The organism is uncultured Brachyspira sp. (genome assembly GCF_944388875.1).
Taxonomy (GTDB): Bacteria; Spirochaetota; Brachyspiria; order Brachyspirales; family Brachyspiraceae; genus Brachyspira.
In genome coordinates, this window is record NZ_CALXKQ010000039.1 from 1 (window position 1) to 15,164 (window position 15,164).

The 15,164-nt window shown below is 28.5% G+C and carries 12 protein-coding genes and 1 pseudogene; 7 read left to right on the plus strand and 6 right to left on the minus strand.

All coding sequences use genetic code 11. The annotated features are described in order from the left end of the window. The 3 genes and pseudogenes from Q0J69_RS13700 to map all read left to right on the plus strand — a co-directional run. Nucleotides 1-1,422 (plus strand): annotated as a pseudogene (locus Q0J69_RS13700) (AAA family ATPase); the annotation flags it as partial. 30 nt (nucleotides 1,423-1,452) lie between these two features. Further along, nucleotides 1,453-1,716 carry a hypothetical protein gene (locus Q0J69_RS13705; protein ID WP_297208451.1) on the plus strand — a complete coding sequence of 88 codons (264 nt, stop codon included), beginning with the start codon at nucleotides 1,453-1,455 and terminating at the stop codon, nucleotides 1,714-1,716. Nucleotides 1,717-1,730: 14 nt separating this feature from the next. Continuing rightward, on the plus strand, nucleotides 1,731-2,525 hold the full coding sequence (map, locus tag Q0J69_RS13710; protein WP_297208453.1) for a type I methionyl aminopeptidase: 795 nt from the start codon (nucleotides 1,731-1,733) through the stop codon (nucleotides 2,523-2,525). A gap of 44 nt (nucleotides 2,526-2,569) precedes the next feature. Here the strand turns inward: map and Q0J69_RS13715 are convergent, their stop codons facing one another. The 5 genes from Q0J69_RS13715 to aroC form a co-directional block, all read right to left on the minus strand. Next, complete coding sequence (locus Q0J69_RS13715; RefSeq protein ID WP_297208455.1) at nucleotides 2,570-3,886, minus strand: alpha-glucosidase/alpha-galactosidase; 1,317 nt, start codon at nucleotides 3,884-3,886, stop codon at nucleotides 2,570-2,572. A gap of 71 nt (nucleotides 3,887-3,957) precedes the next feature. After that, nucleotides 3,958-5,247: an ABC transporter substrate-binding protein gene (locus tag Q0J69_RS13720; protein ID WP_297208457.1), complete on the minus strand. Its 1,290-nt coding sequence runs from the start codon at nucleotides 5,245-5,247 to the stop codon at nucleotides 3,958-3,960. Between the two features lie 53 nt (nucleotides 5,248-5,300). Beyond that, the gene (locus Q0J69_RS13725) at nucleotides 5,301-6,146 is read right to left on the minus strand and encodes a carbohydrate ABC transporter permease (protein ID WP_297208459.1); all 846 of its coding nucleotides are present in this window, start codon (nucleotides 6,144-6,146) and stop codon (nucleotides 5,301-5,303) included. Nucleotides 6,147-6,163: 17 nt separating this feature from the next. Continuing rightward, nucleotides 6,164-7,066 carry a sugar ABC transporter permease gene (locus tag Q0J69_RS13730; protein ID WP_297208461.1) on the minus strand — a complete coding sequence of 301 codons (903 nt, stop codon included), beginning with the start codon at nucleotides 7,064-7,066 and terminating at the stop codon, nucleotides 6,164-6,166. Between the two features lie 239 nt (nucleotides 7,067-7,305). Beyond that, nucleotides 7,306-8,415: a chorismate synthase gene (gene aroC, locus Q0J69_RS13735; protein WP_297208463.1), complete on the minus strand. Its 1,110-nt coding sequence runs from the start codon at nucleotides 8,413-8,415 to the stop codon at nucleotides 7,306-7,308. 184 nt (nucleotides 8,416-8,599) lie between these two features. On the opposite strand from aroC, the gene Q0J69_RS13740 reads away from it, so the two are divergent. The 4 genes from Q0J69_RS13740 to ptsP all read left to right on the plus strand — a co-directional run bounded on the left by Q0J69_RS13740 (nucleotide 8,600) and on the right by ptsP (nucleotide 12,934). After that, the gene (locus Q0J69_RS13740) at nucleotides 8,600-9,994 is read left to right on the plus strand and encodes a CCA tRNA nucleotidyltransferase (RefSeq protein WP_297208465.1); all 1,395 of its coding nucleotides are present in this window, start codon (nucleotides 8,600-8,602) and stop codon (nucleotides 9,992-9,994) included. 1 nt (nucleotide 9,995) lies between these two features. Beyond that, nucleotides 9,996-10,778 carry a type III pantothenate kinase gene (locus tag Q0J69_RS13745; RefSeq protein ID WP_297208467.1) on the plus strand — a complete coding sequence of 261 codons (783 nt, stop codon included), beginning with the start codon at nucleotides 9,996-9,998 and terminating at the stop codon, nucleotides 10,776-10,778. Nucleotides 10,779-10,894: 116 nt separating this feature from the next. Then, nucleotides 10,895-11,161, plus strand: a complete 267-nt coding sequence (locus Q0J69_RS13750) for an HPr family phosphocarrier protein (protein WP_028331217.1) — start codon at nucleotides 10,895-10,897, stop codon at nucleotides 11,159-11,161. A gap of 27 nt (nucleotides 11,162-11,188) precedes the next feature. Next, nucleotides 11,189-12,934 carry a phosphoenolpyruvate--protein phosphotransferase gene (ptsP, locus tag Q0J69_RS13755; protein ID WP_297208470.1) on the plus strand — a complete coding sequence of 582 codons (1,746 nt, stop codon included), beginning with the start codon at nucleotides 11,189-11,191 and terminating at the stop codon, nucleotides 12,932-12,934. A 60-nt stretch (nucleotides 12,935-12,994) separates the two neighbouring features. Here the strand turns inward: ptsP and Q0J69_RS13760 are convergent, their stop codons facing one another. Continuing rightward, the gene (locus Q0J69_RS13760) at nucleotides 12,995-15,022 is read right to left on the minus strand and encodes a hypothetical protein (protein WP_297208472.1); all 2,028 of its coding nucleotides are present in this window, start codon (nucleotides 15,020-15,022) and stop codon (nucleotides 12,995-12,997) included. Nucleotides 15,023-15,164 lie beyond the last annotated feature (142 nt).

Below are 15,164 nucleotides of genomic sequence, written 5' to 3' on the forward strand. Positions count from 1 at the left end.
TTAACTAATGAGGAAGAGAATACTGAAGAAGATAAGGATGACAATGAAGATGATTATCCTGAAATGAAAGAGTATACGGACGATGAATTATTAGATTCTGATAATATATTGGATGATGAAGAAAATAAGGATGATGACAATAATATAGATGACACTGATGATATACCTAGTTTGGACGAGTTAACTAATGAGGAAGAGAATACTGAAGAAGACAAAGATGATAGTAAAGATGATTATCCTGAAATGAAAGAGTATACTGACGATGAATTATTAGATAGTGATAATATATTGGATGATGAAGAAAATAAGGATGATGACAATAATATAGACGACACTGTAGAAGATTTGGATGATATACCTAGTTTGGACGAGTTAACTAATGAGGAAGAGAATACTGAAGAGCCTAAAGATGACAATGAAGATGATTATCCTGAAATGAAAGAGTATACGGACGATGAATTATTAGATAGTGATAATATATTGGATGATGAAGAAAATAAGGATGATGACAATAATATAGATGATACTGTAAAAAACTTGGATGATATACCTAGTTTGGATGATATTATTGCTGATAATGATGAATCAGATGAAAAAGAAGAGGAAAAAAAAACTGAAAATAGTAAGGAAGAAGAAAACGGAATCATAAAGGGTATAGATGATAATAATGAGGGGGATATTTTGATAAGTCACGGTTCTATTATAGAAGATGAAATAGTAAAAAAAGAAGAAGAGTATTTCTCTTCAAGCGATGCTTTTAACTTCTCTCTTAATAGGGATTTTCTGCTTGGAGATTATGAAGATGAAGAAAGCGGAGTTAATAGTGATAATAATAATGATAAAAAATCTAGCTTTGGAAATGAAGAATATGATGATGATGAAGTAGTAAAACCTGCTAATGAAAATGATACATTTGATACAGAAGATTTAATAGATAAGGATTTATACGAACCTGAAGAAACTCCTAAAATACCTGATGACTTCTACAAAGAGGCAGAAGAAAAAGTAAAAGAAAATATGACATCAGGCTGGAAAAATGTATTAAAATCTATAAGAGGTAAAAAATTTGTTAATAAAAATATGGATGATATGCTTAATTGGGTTAAAGAGCAGTCTGGGCTTGATATCAAACATGCATCCATGCTTACAAGAAAAGAAGATGGAAGTTATGAGGTATCAGAATCTCAGAATATTTCTGAAGGTACTAAAGAGAAATTAAAAATTAATGAAAATGAGGCATTATTTAAAAAAATATTATCTCATAAAAAAACTTTATATGTATCAGACCCATTTTCTTCAGACTCTCTAAAGAAGAAATTTGATCCTTCCGACAGAGAAGATATATCTCACATGATATTTATCCCTGTAGAAAATGATGAAGGAGGATTAAAATCATTCTTTATAGGTCTTTCATCTAATTGATAAATTATATAAAGAGGTTTGTTTTTATAGATGGAATATATTATAGTAGTATCAACATTTATAGTAATAGGCATCATTGTAAGCCTAGTATTTGGTAATTTACTAAAAATAAAAGTATTCGGCGGACATGTTATGATGTTTTTAATATCAACAGCTGGAGCTTTGCTTGGTTCTTATTATTTGCCTAGACTAAGTAAGATACAATATATAAAAATAAATCTGTCATCTGCTGTATTGGGTGCTATTATACTTGTAATTCTTTTATATGTGTTTACTCCTAAATCTCTTAAATAAAGGAATAAAAAAGAATGTTTATAAAAGAAGTTAAAGAGATAGTAAAGCCTACTATAAAAGATGATGAGGCTATAGAAAACATAAGGAAAGCTGCTGAAATAGCCCAAGAATCAATAGATTTAGCTTTCAAGCTCTGCATATCTGGGGTAAGAGCTTCTAAAGTAGATAAAGAAGTAGAAAAATTTATAAAAGATAAGAATGCCTATCCTGCTAATTTTGAAGTTCCTGATTATGGTTTTGCCACAAGTATATCAAGCGGAAATGAAATAGCACATGGAAGACCAACAAATAATAAAATATTAGTTCATGGTGAGCCAGTATGCGTAGATGTGGGCGTAAAATATAACGGATACTATGCAGACTGTGCAAGAACTGTAGTTATAGAAGGAGGAATGGGTTCTGTTAATCATAGAGCTTATAAACTTATAGATGCCTGCAAAAAGTCATTAGAATACAGCATTTATAAATTAAAACCTAATGTACTTTTAAGCGAATACGGCAAAACCGTTGAAAATAAGGTACATGAATACGGATTCAGTGTTATAAAATCTCTTACAGGTCATGGCGTAGGATATGAATACCATGAAGCACCTTATATATTTAATTTTTATCATCCGAATAACGATGTTATGCTTGAATCTAATATGGTGCTTGCATTAGAACTTATGATTACAAATGGTACTGATAAATATGAAAAAGAAAAAGACGGATGGACTCTTTCAACACCTGATTATTCTCTAGCAGTACATTTCGAGCATACTGTTTTAATAACTCAAACAGGAGTGGAAATACTTGGAATAAAAAAATAAGACCTATATAAAAGGTCTTATCTTCTTATTTTTAATAAAAATATTTATTTATACTTTGGAAGCCAAGTTCCATGTGCTTTTATCAAATCATCGCATAATGACACAATATCATCTATAGACAATTCAGAAGCTGTATGAGGATCAAGCATAGCCGCATGATAAATATGTTCTAGTTTTTTAGTTACATGAGCTTCTATCGTGATAAGCTGAACATTAACATTAGTCATATTCATAGCAGCTAATTGAACAGGCAGTTTACCAACATAAGTAGGCTGAATACCATTTGCATCTACTAAACAAGGTACTTCTACGCATGCATTTTTATCCAAGTTTTCTATTAAGCCATTGTTAATAACATTTCCGCCTATTCTGTAAGGCTCATTTGTAAGTACAGCATTCATTATAAAAGAGCCGTATTCTCTAGAACGCTTATGATTTAAAAAATATCCATCCAAAAGATTCTTGCTGTCTTTCTTCCAATCTTCTATTTGTTTTATACATCTTCTAGGATATTCATCCAAAGGTATGTTAAATTTGCTTATAAGTTGAGGATATTTACTCTTTATAAAGAAAGGATTGTACTCAGCATTATGTTCGCTTGATTCAGTGCAGTAATATCCAAATCTTTTAATATATTCGAATCTAACCATATCCTTATGCTTTTCTGTTTTAGCATAAGCTCTTTTTCTTATCTCAGGATACAAATCATTTCCATACTTATCTCTTATATCAAGAAGCCAAGCCATGTGATTAATTCCAGCAATAAAATCTTTCCTTCCTTCAAGCTTGTCATGCATATCAAGATTTTCTAATAATTCCTTTGAACATACTTGAACACTATGACATAATCCTACAGTTTTAACTCCAGTATATCTTTGCATAAAGCCGGTAATCATAGCCATAGGATTAACATAATTCAAAAGCCAAGCATTAGGTGCATATTTTTCTATCTCTCTTGCAATATCTTCGAATACTGGTATAGTTCTTAAAGTTCTGAATATTCCTCCAATTCCAAGCGTATCTGCGATAGTTTGTCTAAGTCCGTATTTCTTTGGTATTTCAAAATCTGTAATGGTGCATGGATCATAACCTCCAACCTGAATAGCTATTACTATAAAGTCAGAATTTTTTATAGCCTTTTTTCTATTTTCTACACCGCAGTATGATTTTATTTTTGCTTTTTTATTATTGATTTTTTTATTCATAGCCTCAAGCATATCGCTGGACTCTTTTAATCTTACAGCATCTATATCATATAATGCTATCTCGCTTTCTGATAAACTAGGAGTAAGCATACAGTCCCCAAAAATATTTTTGGCAAATACAGTACTTCCAGCACCTATAAATGTTATTTTTGGCATTTTTTATCTCCGTTAAAAAATATCCAGCAAATATAAATATGCTGGATATATACTGTTTTAATATTTTAATTTTAATTATCCTGTCTTACTGTAGCTTGTGATTCATATTCTTTTAATTGCTTATCTAAAGTATCAGCAGCTTCTTCAGGAGTAGCTCTGTCATATATAACAGTTTGTATAGCATCTATTATATAATTTTGAGGAACATCCCAATTTATAAACTCTAAAACTTTACCTAAATGAAGATATTCACTGAATGATTGTCCGAAAGCATTTTTACTTTCAACATCTTTTCTTATAGGAGTAGCAGAAGAATATTCTACTTCAACTTCTATAATAGGTTTTGCAACAAGACTTTTCATTGCTTTATATATATTCTCTTTTTTCTCATCAGGGCTGTTAGGATTAATAACATATCCTTTCACTTCCATATAAGTAGCACTAGGCTGACCTGCAGTAGGAACAGGTATAGGAGCAACAGCTAAATTAGTCATAACAGCTTCTCTATTAGTGTCCTCAGTGATATGCTCCCAAATCCAAGGACCGTCTACAACCATAGCAGTTTGTCCTCCTGTTATGCCGTAATCAACTGATTTCCAATCCTGACCTTTAGCATTAGGGTCTATCGCAGCAGCAAATATATCTTTATAAAGTTTAAGAACTTTTGCAAAATTATTTTTATCAGCAACATAAACAGCTTTATCTCCATTTACCTCATATATTTTATCAGCTAAAGTATAATAAAAACTCATAAACTCTTGAAAAGCTCTTATTTCTTTAGTCTGAGTTGTAAACATAAAACCATTGATTCCCTCTTTCTCTTTTATAGTTTTAGCTGCATTAACAAGCTCATCCCAAGTTTCAGGAACTGACAAATTATTTTTTTCAAATAAATCTTTTCTATAAATCAATAAACGAACATTAGCCACATTAGGAAATGCATATAAATTTCCATTCATTGTAAATGCTTCTATTAAAGCAGGCTCAAATACATCTTTTTCAGCATCATTATTAAATAAATCATTAAGCGGATAAGCCATTCCAGCTGATACATAACTGTAAACCTGCTCTAATGTACCTTCTATTATATCAGGATAACCTGATTTACCTTGAAGCAAATATCTTTGGGCTCTTTCTCTGTATAAAGCAGGTCCCATATCCTGAGCAAAAGGCATAGGCAAAGGATTATCTTTAAGAAACTTATCAAGTGCAACTTTTCTTTGAGAATATATAGGAGTTGTAGGGGATAAAAATTCTGACCATTGCACAATTTCATTTGCAGACTGAGGTTCTTTATTACCGCAGCCGAATAATGCTAATACTGATACTAATAAAAATAATGATTTTAACGCTCTTTTCATTTTCAATATACTCCTTTCAATATTAATTATTTATCCTTTTACTGATTAATTATTTATCCTTTTACTGCACCGCTAGTAAGCCCTGATACAACCTGTCTTTGAAGCATAGCAAATATTACAACAGTAGGAAGTATGCTCACTATAGTAGCAGCATTAATTAAGCCCCATTTAATTTGCTGAGAAGAAAAATACCTTGCTAAACCTAAAGGCAATGTAGTAGAATGCAAACTTGTAGATAAAACTAAAGAATACATATAATCTCCCCATGAAGCCATAAAAGCATAAAAAGCAGCAACAGCTATACCGGGGGCAGCCAATGGAAGTATTATCCTAAATAATATTCCAGAAGCACTTAATCCGTCTATTCTTCCTGATTCATCCAATTCTACAGGAATAGCATCTATATAGCTTTTCATCATCATTAAAGCAAAAGGTATTCCCCCTATTGCATGTCCCAATGCTATAGCAAGTATTGAGTCAGTTAAATTTAATTTATAGAAAAATGAAAATAAAGAAAGCAAAACCAATACACCAGGAAACATTTGAGATGACATTAATGTGAGCATCAAAGCATTTTTATATTTCATTCTATATCTTGAAAGAACATACGCACCTGTAAGTCCTACAAAAATAACTATTAATACAGCTATAAATGCTATCTTAAATGAGTTAAATGTGTATATAGGGAAATTTGAACCAGCATCAGGAGTTGGAAAAAGAACATCTTTATAATGCCTTAAAGTAAGCCCTCCCTCATTTTGAAATATCTTGCCTGAAAATAATGCTGTATCCAATCTAAAAGATGAATAAAAAACCCATAATACAGGTATAAAAAATATTAAATAGTAAAGTATCAATGCAGCATATTGAGATGCTAATATAATCTTATTCTTTTTCATAATAATTCTCCCGCAATTTATTCTTTATTTGAAGAACGCAAAGATATTAAAGTTACAGGTATAAGTATTATAAACATAACTATAGCAGAAGCAGTACCTACACCAAATCTATATTCATTCCATATCAAATTATATGTATTAACAGCCATAACATTTGTAATTCCTACAGGACCTCCTCCTGTTGCAAGAAGTATTATGTCTGTATTGTTAAATGTAAATAATATATGCAAAAGTATAACTACTATTGACTGCTTTTTTATCAAAGGAAGTATTATTCTTTTAAAGAATTCCCATTTTGAAGCTCCATCTAAATCAGCAGCCTCATAAAGCTCTTTAGGTATTCCTTTTAAGCCGGCATATAAAACTATTCCGTAAAAAGGAACATTTCTCCAAACATGTATTAGAATAACAGCAGGAAATGCAAGAGTTATATCCCCAAACCAATATCTTACCCATTCAGGTTTTCCTACAGCTCTAAGCAATATATTTAAAAGTCCGTAATCTGCTTGAAATATCCAGTTAAATGATAAAACAGCTGCAGTCATTGGTAAAACCCAAGGAAGCATAGCAAAATTTCTAAGCCATGCAGTATAAGGAAGCTCTAAAGAAAGAAGCAATGCAAATGCTAAACCTAGTACATACTGTATAGCTACAGTTATAATAACGAATACTATAGTTCTTACTAAAATAACAAAAAAATCTTTGCTTGCAAATAATTCTTTAAAATTATCCAAAAATATAAATTTGGGATTATTATTATAAATGCTGAAATCTGTAAAAGCATTTATCATACCGTTAATTACAGGATAAAAAATAAAGATAATATAAACTATCAATACAGGACTCAATAAAATATAAGCCAGTATTTTTTCTTTATTTTTGTAAGACATTTGGTCAAAAGAAGTTTTATTTTTAGACATATTTCTACCCAATATATAAATAATGTGTAACCTATTACATAGTATAGTCGCTTTTTATTTTTTAGTCAATCTTATAAAGTAATATAAAAATATTTTTTATGTTTTTGACTTCATTTTATATACAAAACAATACATTTTATACATTTTGTATATATTTTTTAATAATTTATAAAAATACGAAGCATTATTTGTAGCTATAAGGTACAATATTTACAAATAAAACTCATTATAAAACATTATCAAAGTAATTTTCCCTTCATATCCATACATAAATCAAGCATAGCAATAGCAACAGCAGCCTCTATTACAGGAACAGCACGTACAGCTATACAAGGATCATGCCTTCCTTTAATAATTAATTTTTCTTCTTCTTTAGTTTCTATGTTTAAGGTTAATTGCTCTTTTGATATTGAAGGAGTAGGTTTTATTACAGCATTAACTATTATAGGCATGCCGTTTGATATTCCTCCCAAAATACCGCCGTTATTATTAGTTTTTGTTTCTATAGTTTTTATATTATTATTATCTTTTATTGTATAAGCATCATTACATTCGCTTGCTTTATAATTAACAAAATCAAATCCAAGCCCAAAATCAATACCTTTAACGGCAGGAACAGCAAATACCGACTCAGCAATTCTGCTTTCTATAGAAGAATAAAAAGGATCCCCAAATCCCGCAGGAACATTGAATACAACGGCAGTTATAATTCCCCCAACTGAATCCATATTCATTTTAGCCTCTTCTATTGTTTTAATCATTTTATTCATAGCATCATCATTAAATACGCTTAATTCTTTATTATAATTATTTATAAACTCTTCATAACTAGGAAGAATATCATTCGGATATTTATCTTTAATATTGTATATCTGCTTAATATGTGCTGCTATATTAATATCAAATTTTTCTTTTAAAGCCAATTTGCATAATGCACCTGCAAATACCAAAGGAGCTGTAAGCCTTCCTGAAAAATGTCCTCCTCCCCTTATATCATTAAAGCCGTCATATCTAAGCATGGCAGTATAATCGCTGTGAGATGGTCTTGGAATAATTTTTAAATTAGAATAATCTGTGCTTCTCTTATTTTCATTTTTTATTACAGCAGCTATAGGCATGCCAGTACTTTTACCGTCAAGAGTTCCTGATAGTATTTCAACAATATCACTTTCATTTCTTGATGTTGTAAGTTTAGAGTTTTTAGCTCTTCTTCTGTCCATTTCATTATAAATAAAGTCATTATCTATATTTATGCCATAAGGAAAACCGTCTATAACACATCCTATAGCCTCTCCATGAGATTCTCCAAATAAACTTAATTTTAAATTATTTCCAAAAATACTTCCCATAATATATTCCATTTTTTTTATTTTTGATTTAGTATATATTATTTTTATTTTTTTTAAAACTTTTAATATATTTTAACTTGTGATAAAAGTAAAATATATTTACAATTATATAAAATATAAATTTGTAATTAATGTAAAATTGTATATACTATATAAGGTATATATAATTTGAATAGGATACTAAGTGAAGAAAATATTTACAGATATACCGCATCCGATAAAAGAGATAGCAAGGATACTTCATGTAGAGGGATTTCAATGCTTTTTAGTAGGAGGAGCAGTTAGGGATTCTATAATGGGAATACCTCCGCATGAATATGATATAACAACAGATGCTAAGCCTGAAGATGTTCAAAGAATATTCAAATATACTGTACCTACAGGAATTAAGCATGGTACTATACTTGTAATTATAGAAGACATGCATGTAGAAATAACAACATTTAGAAGTGATGGAAATTATACAGACGGAAGACATCCTGATGCTGTTGAATATGCATTGAGTATAGAAGAGGATTTGCCTAGAAGAGATTTAACCATAAATGCTATGGCTTATAATGTTTTAGACGGCACGCTTATAGACATGTTTGACGGAATGAAAGATATTAAACGTAAAATTATCAAAGCTGTAGGAAATCCTTATGAAAGATTCAGAGAAGACGGTCTTAGAATAATGCGTGCTATAAGGTTTGCCACCAAATTAAATTTTGATATAGAAAAAGAAACATTCGACGCTATTACACATTCAACAGGAATGCTTGCTTCTATTGCATCAGAACGTATACGCGAAGAGTTTAACGGAATACTACTTTCAAAGAATCCGTTTAGAGGAATTGAGCTTCTTAGAAAAACTGGTGTTCTATCCTTAATAATGCCTGAATTGATGCAGGGCTTTGGAGTTAATCAAAATAAATTTCATAAATACGATGTTTACTATCATATACTTCATACTATACAAGCAGTAGAACCTCTTGAAACAGAAGAATTAACTTTACTAGTAAGACTTGCAGCATTATTCCATGATATAGCAAAACCTATGGTTCAGAAAAAAATATCAAAGCAGGATGATCCTGTTTATTATAATCATGAGGTTGTTGGGGCTAATGTAGCTAAAAAAATAATGAAGCGATTAAAATACTCCAATTCAGAAATAGATTTTGTAACATTATTGGTAAGACAGCACATGTTCTATTATCAGGATGAATGGACTGATGGGGCTGTAAGAAGATTTATGAGAGCTATTGGAGTTGAAAATATTAAACCTTTATTAAAGCTAAGAGAAGCAGACAGATTAGGAAGCGGAAATAGAAAAGATAAAGAGAGCAAGGCTATACCTAAACTCTTAGCTAGAATTGATAGAATAATAGAAGAAGAGAATGCTATAACTGTTAAAGATTTAAAAATTAATGGAAATGATTTGATTAATGAGTTTCATTTAAAGCCTAGTCCTTTAATAGGTAAAATATTAAATTATCTTTTGGACTTAATATTGGATGAACCTGAATTAAACAATAGAGAATTCTTAATAGAAAAAACTAGAAATTTTTTAGAAAGTAATAATATAAAAGATGGGGCTTAAAATGTACTTACTGTCTGATATTGGAAATACAAGAGTAAAGTTGGCTATATTTGATAATAATAATAAAAATCCTATGTATTTTAAAGCTATAGAACATAGTAATGAAGCTGAACTTATTAATTCAATAAAATTTATTCAGGATAATTTTAAAAGCATAAAAAAAGTATTTTACAGCAGTGTGTATCTTAAAATAAATGATCTGTTTGAAGCAGCTATAAAAGATTATTTTAATATGGATGCATATAAGGTTACTCATAATGATATAAAATTAAAAGATAATCTTTATGAACCTAGAAACTCAGTTGGTATAGATAGAATTCTATCAACTTATGCTTCAATATGTTTGGAAGGCTATAATGATACTGATAAATACGCTTCAATAGTTATAGATATGGGTACAGCAACTACAATAAGTATTATGATATCAGATCTTACTTTTTTGGGCGGAATGATAATTGCAGGAACAAAAACCAGTTATCAGGCATTGTCAAACAGAACTTCGCTTCCATATTATGAAATAGGACCTATAGAATCAATACCAAATCCAATAAACAATAATATTAAAGATGCTATCATGTCTGGAGCTATATACAATACTATAGGAACTGTTAATTATGCTGTTTTAGAAACTAGAAAATATATAAAAGAAAAGTATAATATAAAGTCTAAAATATTTTTAACAGGCGGAATATCTAATTTAAGGCTATTAAAATGCAAAGTTTATCCATTTTTGGTGCTTCAGGGAATTTATTTCAATATGATAGATAAAAAATATTATATATAATCAAACACCTAATTATATCATCCTCATATAATTATTATGCTATTAATTTGACAAAAGACAAAAAACTGATATACTTTAAAATATATATAAGAATAAAATATTAAAGGAGTTCATCAATGACTACAGGTAAAGTTACTATACAAAACGAAACAGGACTTCATGCTAGACCGGGTAATGAATTTGTAACATTTATAAAAACATTACAGGGATGCAAAATTGAAATAGAAAATGAAGCTGGAAAGAGAGTTAATGCTTCTTCTCTTTTAAAGGTTTTATCTTTGGGAGTAAAAAAGGGATCGGTACTTACAATTTACTGCGATGGAGAAAATGAAGAGGACAATTTAAAAAAAGTGGAAGAGTTTATATCTAATTTAAAAGATTAATCAAATTTATTTTTTGGAATTTATAATATGGAAAAAAGAATTACTGGAATAGGTGTATCACCTGGTATAGCTATAGGAAAAGTATATTTACTTATCAAAAAAGATATAGTGATATCAAAATGTCCTTGTAAAAATGTATCTGAAGAGCAGGAAAAATTATTAGATGCTAGAAATAAAACTAGAGATCAATTAATTAAAATAAGAGAAGCAACTGCTAAAAAGGTATCAGAAGAGAAAGCCGCTATATTCGATGCTCATATAACTTTACTTGAAGATGAAGATTTGCTTGAAGAGGTTAATGATATTATAGCAAATGATAAAGTATGTGCTGAATATGCATTATCGCAAGGTATAGAAGTTTACAGAAAAATATTAAGTGAAGTTGAAGATGAATATTTAAGAGAAAGAGCTGGAGATTTAGTAGATATTTCTGACAGATGGATAAGAAACATACAGGGAGAAGAAATAGCTGATGTTTCTAATCTGCCTAAAGATTCGATAGTAGTTGCTAGAGATTTAACTCCTTCTGACACTGCAAATTTAGATTTGGATAATACACTTGCATTTATAACAGAAATAGGCGGACGTACTTCGCATACATCAATAATGGCTAGGTCTTTAGAGCTTCCTGCTGTTGTAGGTATAGGCGAAATAGTAAAAGATTTAAAAAATGAACAGACTATAATAGTTAATGGAAATACTGGAAATGTAATAATAAATCCGTCTGATGATTCTATAGATTCTTGTTTAAAACTTAAAGAAGAATTTGATAAGAAAAGAGCTTTACTAAAAGAATACGCCCATAAAGATGCTATATCAAAAGACGGCACAAAAATAAGAGTATATGCCAACATTGGTTCTCCTGCTGATTTGGGAGGAGCATTAAAAAATGGTGCTGATGGAATAGGTCTTTACAGAACAGAATTTTTATTTATGGAAAACACAGATTTTCCTACAGAAGATGAACAATTTAAAGCATATAAAGAAGTAGCTGTGGCTATGAGCGGTCATACTGTTACAATTCGTACTATGGATATAGGCGGCGATAAATATCTTCCATATTTAGAAATGCCCAAAGAAGAAAATCCTGCACTTGGATGGAGAGCTTTAAGGATATGTTTGGATAAAACTTCTATTATAAGAACGCAGTTTAGAGCTTTGCTTAGAGCTTCAGCTTTCGGTAAAATTAAAGTAATGCTTCCTATGATAGTTTCAATGGAAGAATTGAGAAAAGCAAAAACAATATTTAACGACTGTAAATTAGAGCTTATGAAAGAAAACATAGCATTTAATGAGGCATTAGAATTGGGTATGATGATAGAAACTCCTTCTGTTGTATTTAGAGCAGAATCTTTTGCTAGAGAATCTGATTTCTTTTCTATAGGTACAAATGATTTAACGCAGTATACATTAGCTTCAGACAGAGGTAATGAGAAAATAGCAGCTATATGTGATCCTTATAACCCTTCTGTACTTATAGCTATAAAAATGGCTATAGATGGGGCACATGCAAGCGGTATTATTATATCTATGTGCGGTGAATTGGCTGGTGATTTGCTTGCTGTACCATTATTATTTGGGCTTGGACTTGATGTATTCTCAATGTCTGCTATATCAATACCAGAAGTTAAAAAGATGATTATATCTTTGGATAAGGCTGAATGTCAGATGCTTGCTAAAAGAGTTCTTTCTCTTGACACAGCAGATGAAGTTAAGGCTGAGTTATTAAGATTCCTAGAAATACATGAAAAAGGCGGAACTATAAGCTATTAAAATATTTATAGTTTTTTGTAATCAAAGGGGCTAAGGAAATTAGCTCCTTTTTTATGTGCTTTATTTTTTTTCTAATTTTAATATACTAATACTATTCATTGTATCTAAATGATATATTTTATACTCTTTTAATAACTTATTAGTTAATATATATTTTGTTTCATCATTAATTAAAAAATAAAATTTACTGCCATTTGTTATAATGTTTAAATCATTTTCATTATCTATATAAGTATAATATAAATTTGTATTTAAATATTCATAAGAATATTTATAATGATTGAAAAATATTTTATAAGTATACACATGCAAATTTTCAGTTAATACATATTTATTTTTATCTATTTTTTCAAAATAGCTGAACCTTTTTGGGTTTGTAATATTATAAATGTACACTATAGAGATTAGAATGAATATTATATATTTTATTTTATTATTATTAATAATAGAAAATATTAAAGGAAATATAAATAATATTAATATATAACTAGGTGCTGAATATCTTTCAAGTTTGAATGGACTTGATAAGTCACCTAATATAGCATATAATAATCCGATAACTATAATGAAAACTAATAATTTAAATTTATCTTTATTTAAATTAATCAATAAATCTTTATTATTCTTTTTTATATAAAATAAATATATAATTGTAAGCAAAAATAAAAAAGGTAATAAACCATCGAATGATAGATTATTAATATAATCAAATAAATGACCTGAAAACCTTAATGAATTGCTTGCTCTATTATTAGCATTAAAAAGTGATGAAAAGAAGCTAACATATAATACCCGAGAAATAAATAAAGCAGATATAAATGCTGCTGCATAATAAAGTATTATTTTATAACTTTCTATTTTTATTAATGGATTAAATATATTAATTTTATTTGTATTTTTAAAATGTTCTATATAATTAATAAACAGCATTGCTGATAATATTAATACAAAAAGCATAGATGAATATAATGTAAGATATCCTATACCAGCTATAATTGATGTTATTATCAAATTTTTAATAGAATATTTGTTATTATAAATTGTATCTATCACTAAATATATAATTACTACAAAGAAAGTTTCCTGCATTTGATATGGTCTTAAAAACATTGAAAAACTTATCGATATCGGCGATAAAGACATAATTAAAAGTGAAAACAATATACAATCATATTTATATTCAAATATTAATTTTAGTATTTTATATAGAAAAATAAATGATATTATAAAAAACATACTATTTAAAATAGTACCTGTCATTATTATATTCTTTATATTAACAGCTTCTCTTCCTATAAAAGCAAGCCTTAATAAACTATAATATAAATTACTTATAAAAGGATCATTTGTATTTTTATATAATCTTTTTATATCATCAAAACAATCTTTTATACTAGGATTATCAATAGTCAAATCTTTTAAAATATCATATCCTTTTTTATTTATATAACTTTTTATATTATCTGAGTTATCCCAAGTTCCTTTGTTTAAGTATGTTAAACTATGATATTCATCCCAATACATACCATCCTGCTGATATGCCCAAAAAATCCTTACAAATATACCTAATAATATAACTAAGACTATATATAACTTTATTTGATTATATTTATAAATATTTATATTATCAAATACTATTTTTTTGTTCATAGTTAACTTATGAATTAAATATATAAGTAATATTATTGCATATATGTTTATTATCAATAAAATAAAATATTTTTTTATTTTTAATGTATATTCTATATTATCTATTTTATTATTATTAATAATCTTATTACATATAAGTGTTCCGAAAGGACTTCCGTTATCCTGCATAGATATATTCTTTATAAATTTGTATGTATTGATAATTTCATTTGTATTTAAATATACACCATATATATCATTATTTCTAAATATATTATTATAATATTTAATTCTAATATCATATTTAAATATTTTTAAATCTTCAATAATGTAAGAGTCTAATATTTCTATATATCCAATTCTAGTTTTGCTGCCTAATATAGACAATATTAAAAGTGTTATAACAGAAATTATAATTAATGTTATATAAATCACACAAAATATATTTCTATTTTTCACAGAATACTCCAAATAGAAACATATAAATATGATAATTTATTAATATTTGATATGTAATTATTTTATGTTGTGTTGTGTTGTGTTGTGTTGTGTTGTGTTGTGTTGTGTTGTGTTGTGTTGTGTTGTGTTGTGTTGTGTTGTG

Coding starts and splice junctions, on each gene's coding strand:
- Q0J69_RS13705 (WP_297208451.1), top strand. CDS start 1,453: ATGGAATATATTATAGTAGTATCAACATTTATAGTAATAGGCATCATT.
- map (WP_297208453.1), top strand. CDS start 1,731: ATGTTTATAAAAGAAGTTAAAGAGATAGTAAAGCCTACTATAAAAGAT.
- Q0J69_RS13715 (WP_297208455.1), bottom strand. CDS start 3,886: ATGCCAAAAATAACATTTATAGGTGCTGGAAGTACTGTATTTGCCAAA.
- Q0J69_RS13720 (WP_297208457.1), bottom strand. CDS start 5,247: ATGAAAAGAGCGTTAAAATCATTATTTTTATTAGTATCAGTATTAGCA.
- Q0J69_RS13725 (WP_297208459.1), bottom strand. CDS start 6,146: ATGAAAAAGAATAAGATTATATTAGCATCTCAATATGCTGCATTGATA.
- Q0J69_RS13730 (WP_297208461.1), bottom strand. CDS start 7,066: ATGTCTAAAAATAAAACTTCTTTTGACCAAATGTCTTACAAAAATAAA.
- aroC (WP_297208463.1), bottom strand. CDS start 8,415: ATGGGAAGTATTTTTGGAAATAATTTAAAATTAAGTTTATTTGGAGAA.
- Q0J69_RS13745 (WP_297208467.1), top strand. CDS start 9,996: ATGTACTTACTGTCTGATATTGGAAATACAAGAGTAAAGTTGGCTATA.
- Q0J69_RS13750 (WP_028331217.1), top strand. CDS start 10,895: ATGACTACAGGTAAAGTTACTATACAAAACGAAACAGGACTTCATGCT.
- ptsP (WP_297208470.1), top strand. CDS start 11,189: ATGGAAAAAAGAATTACTGGAATAGGTGTATCACCTGGTATAGCTATA.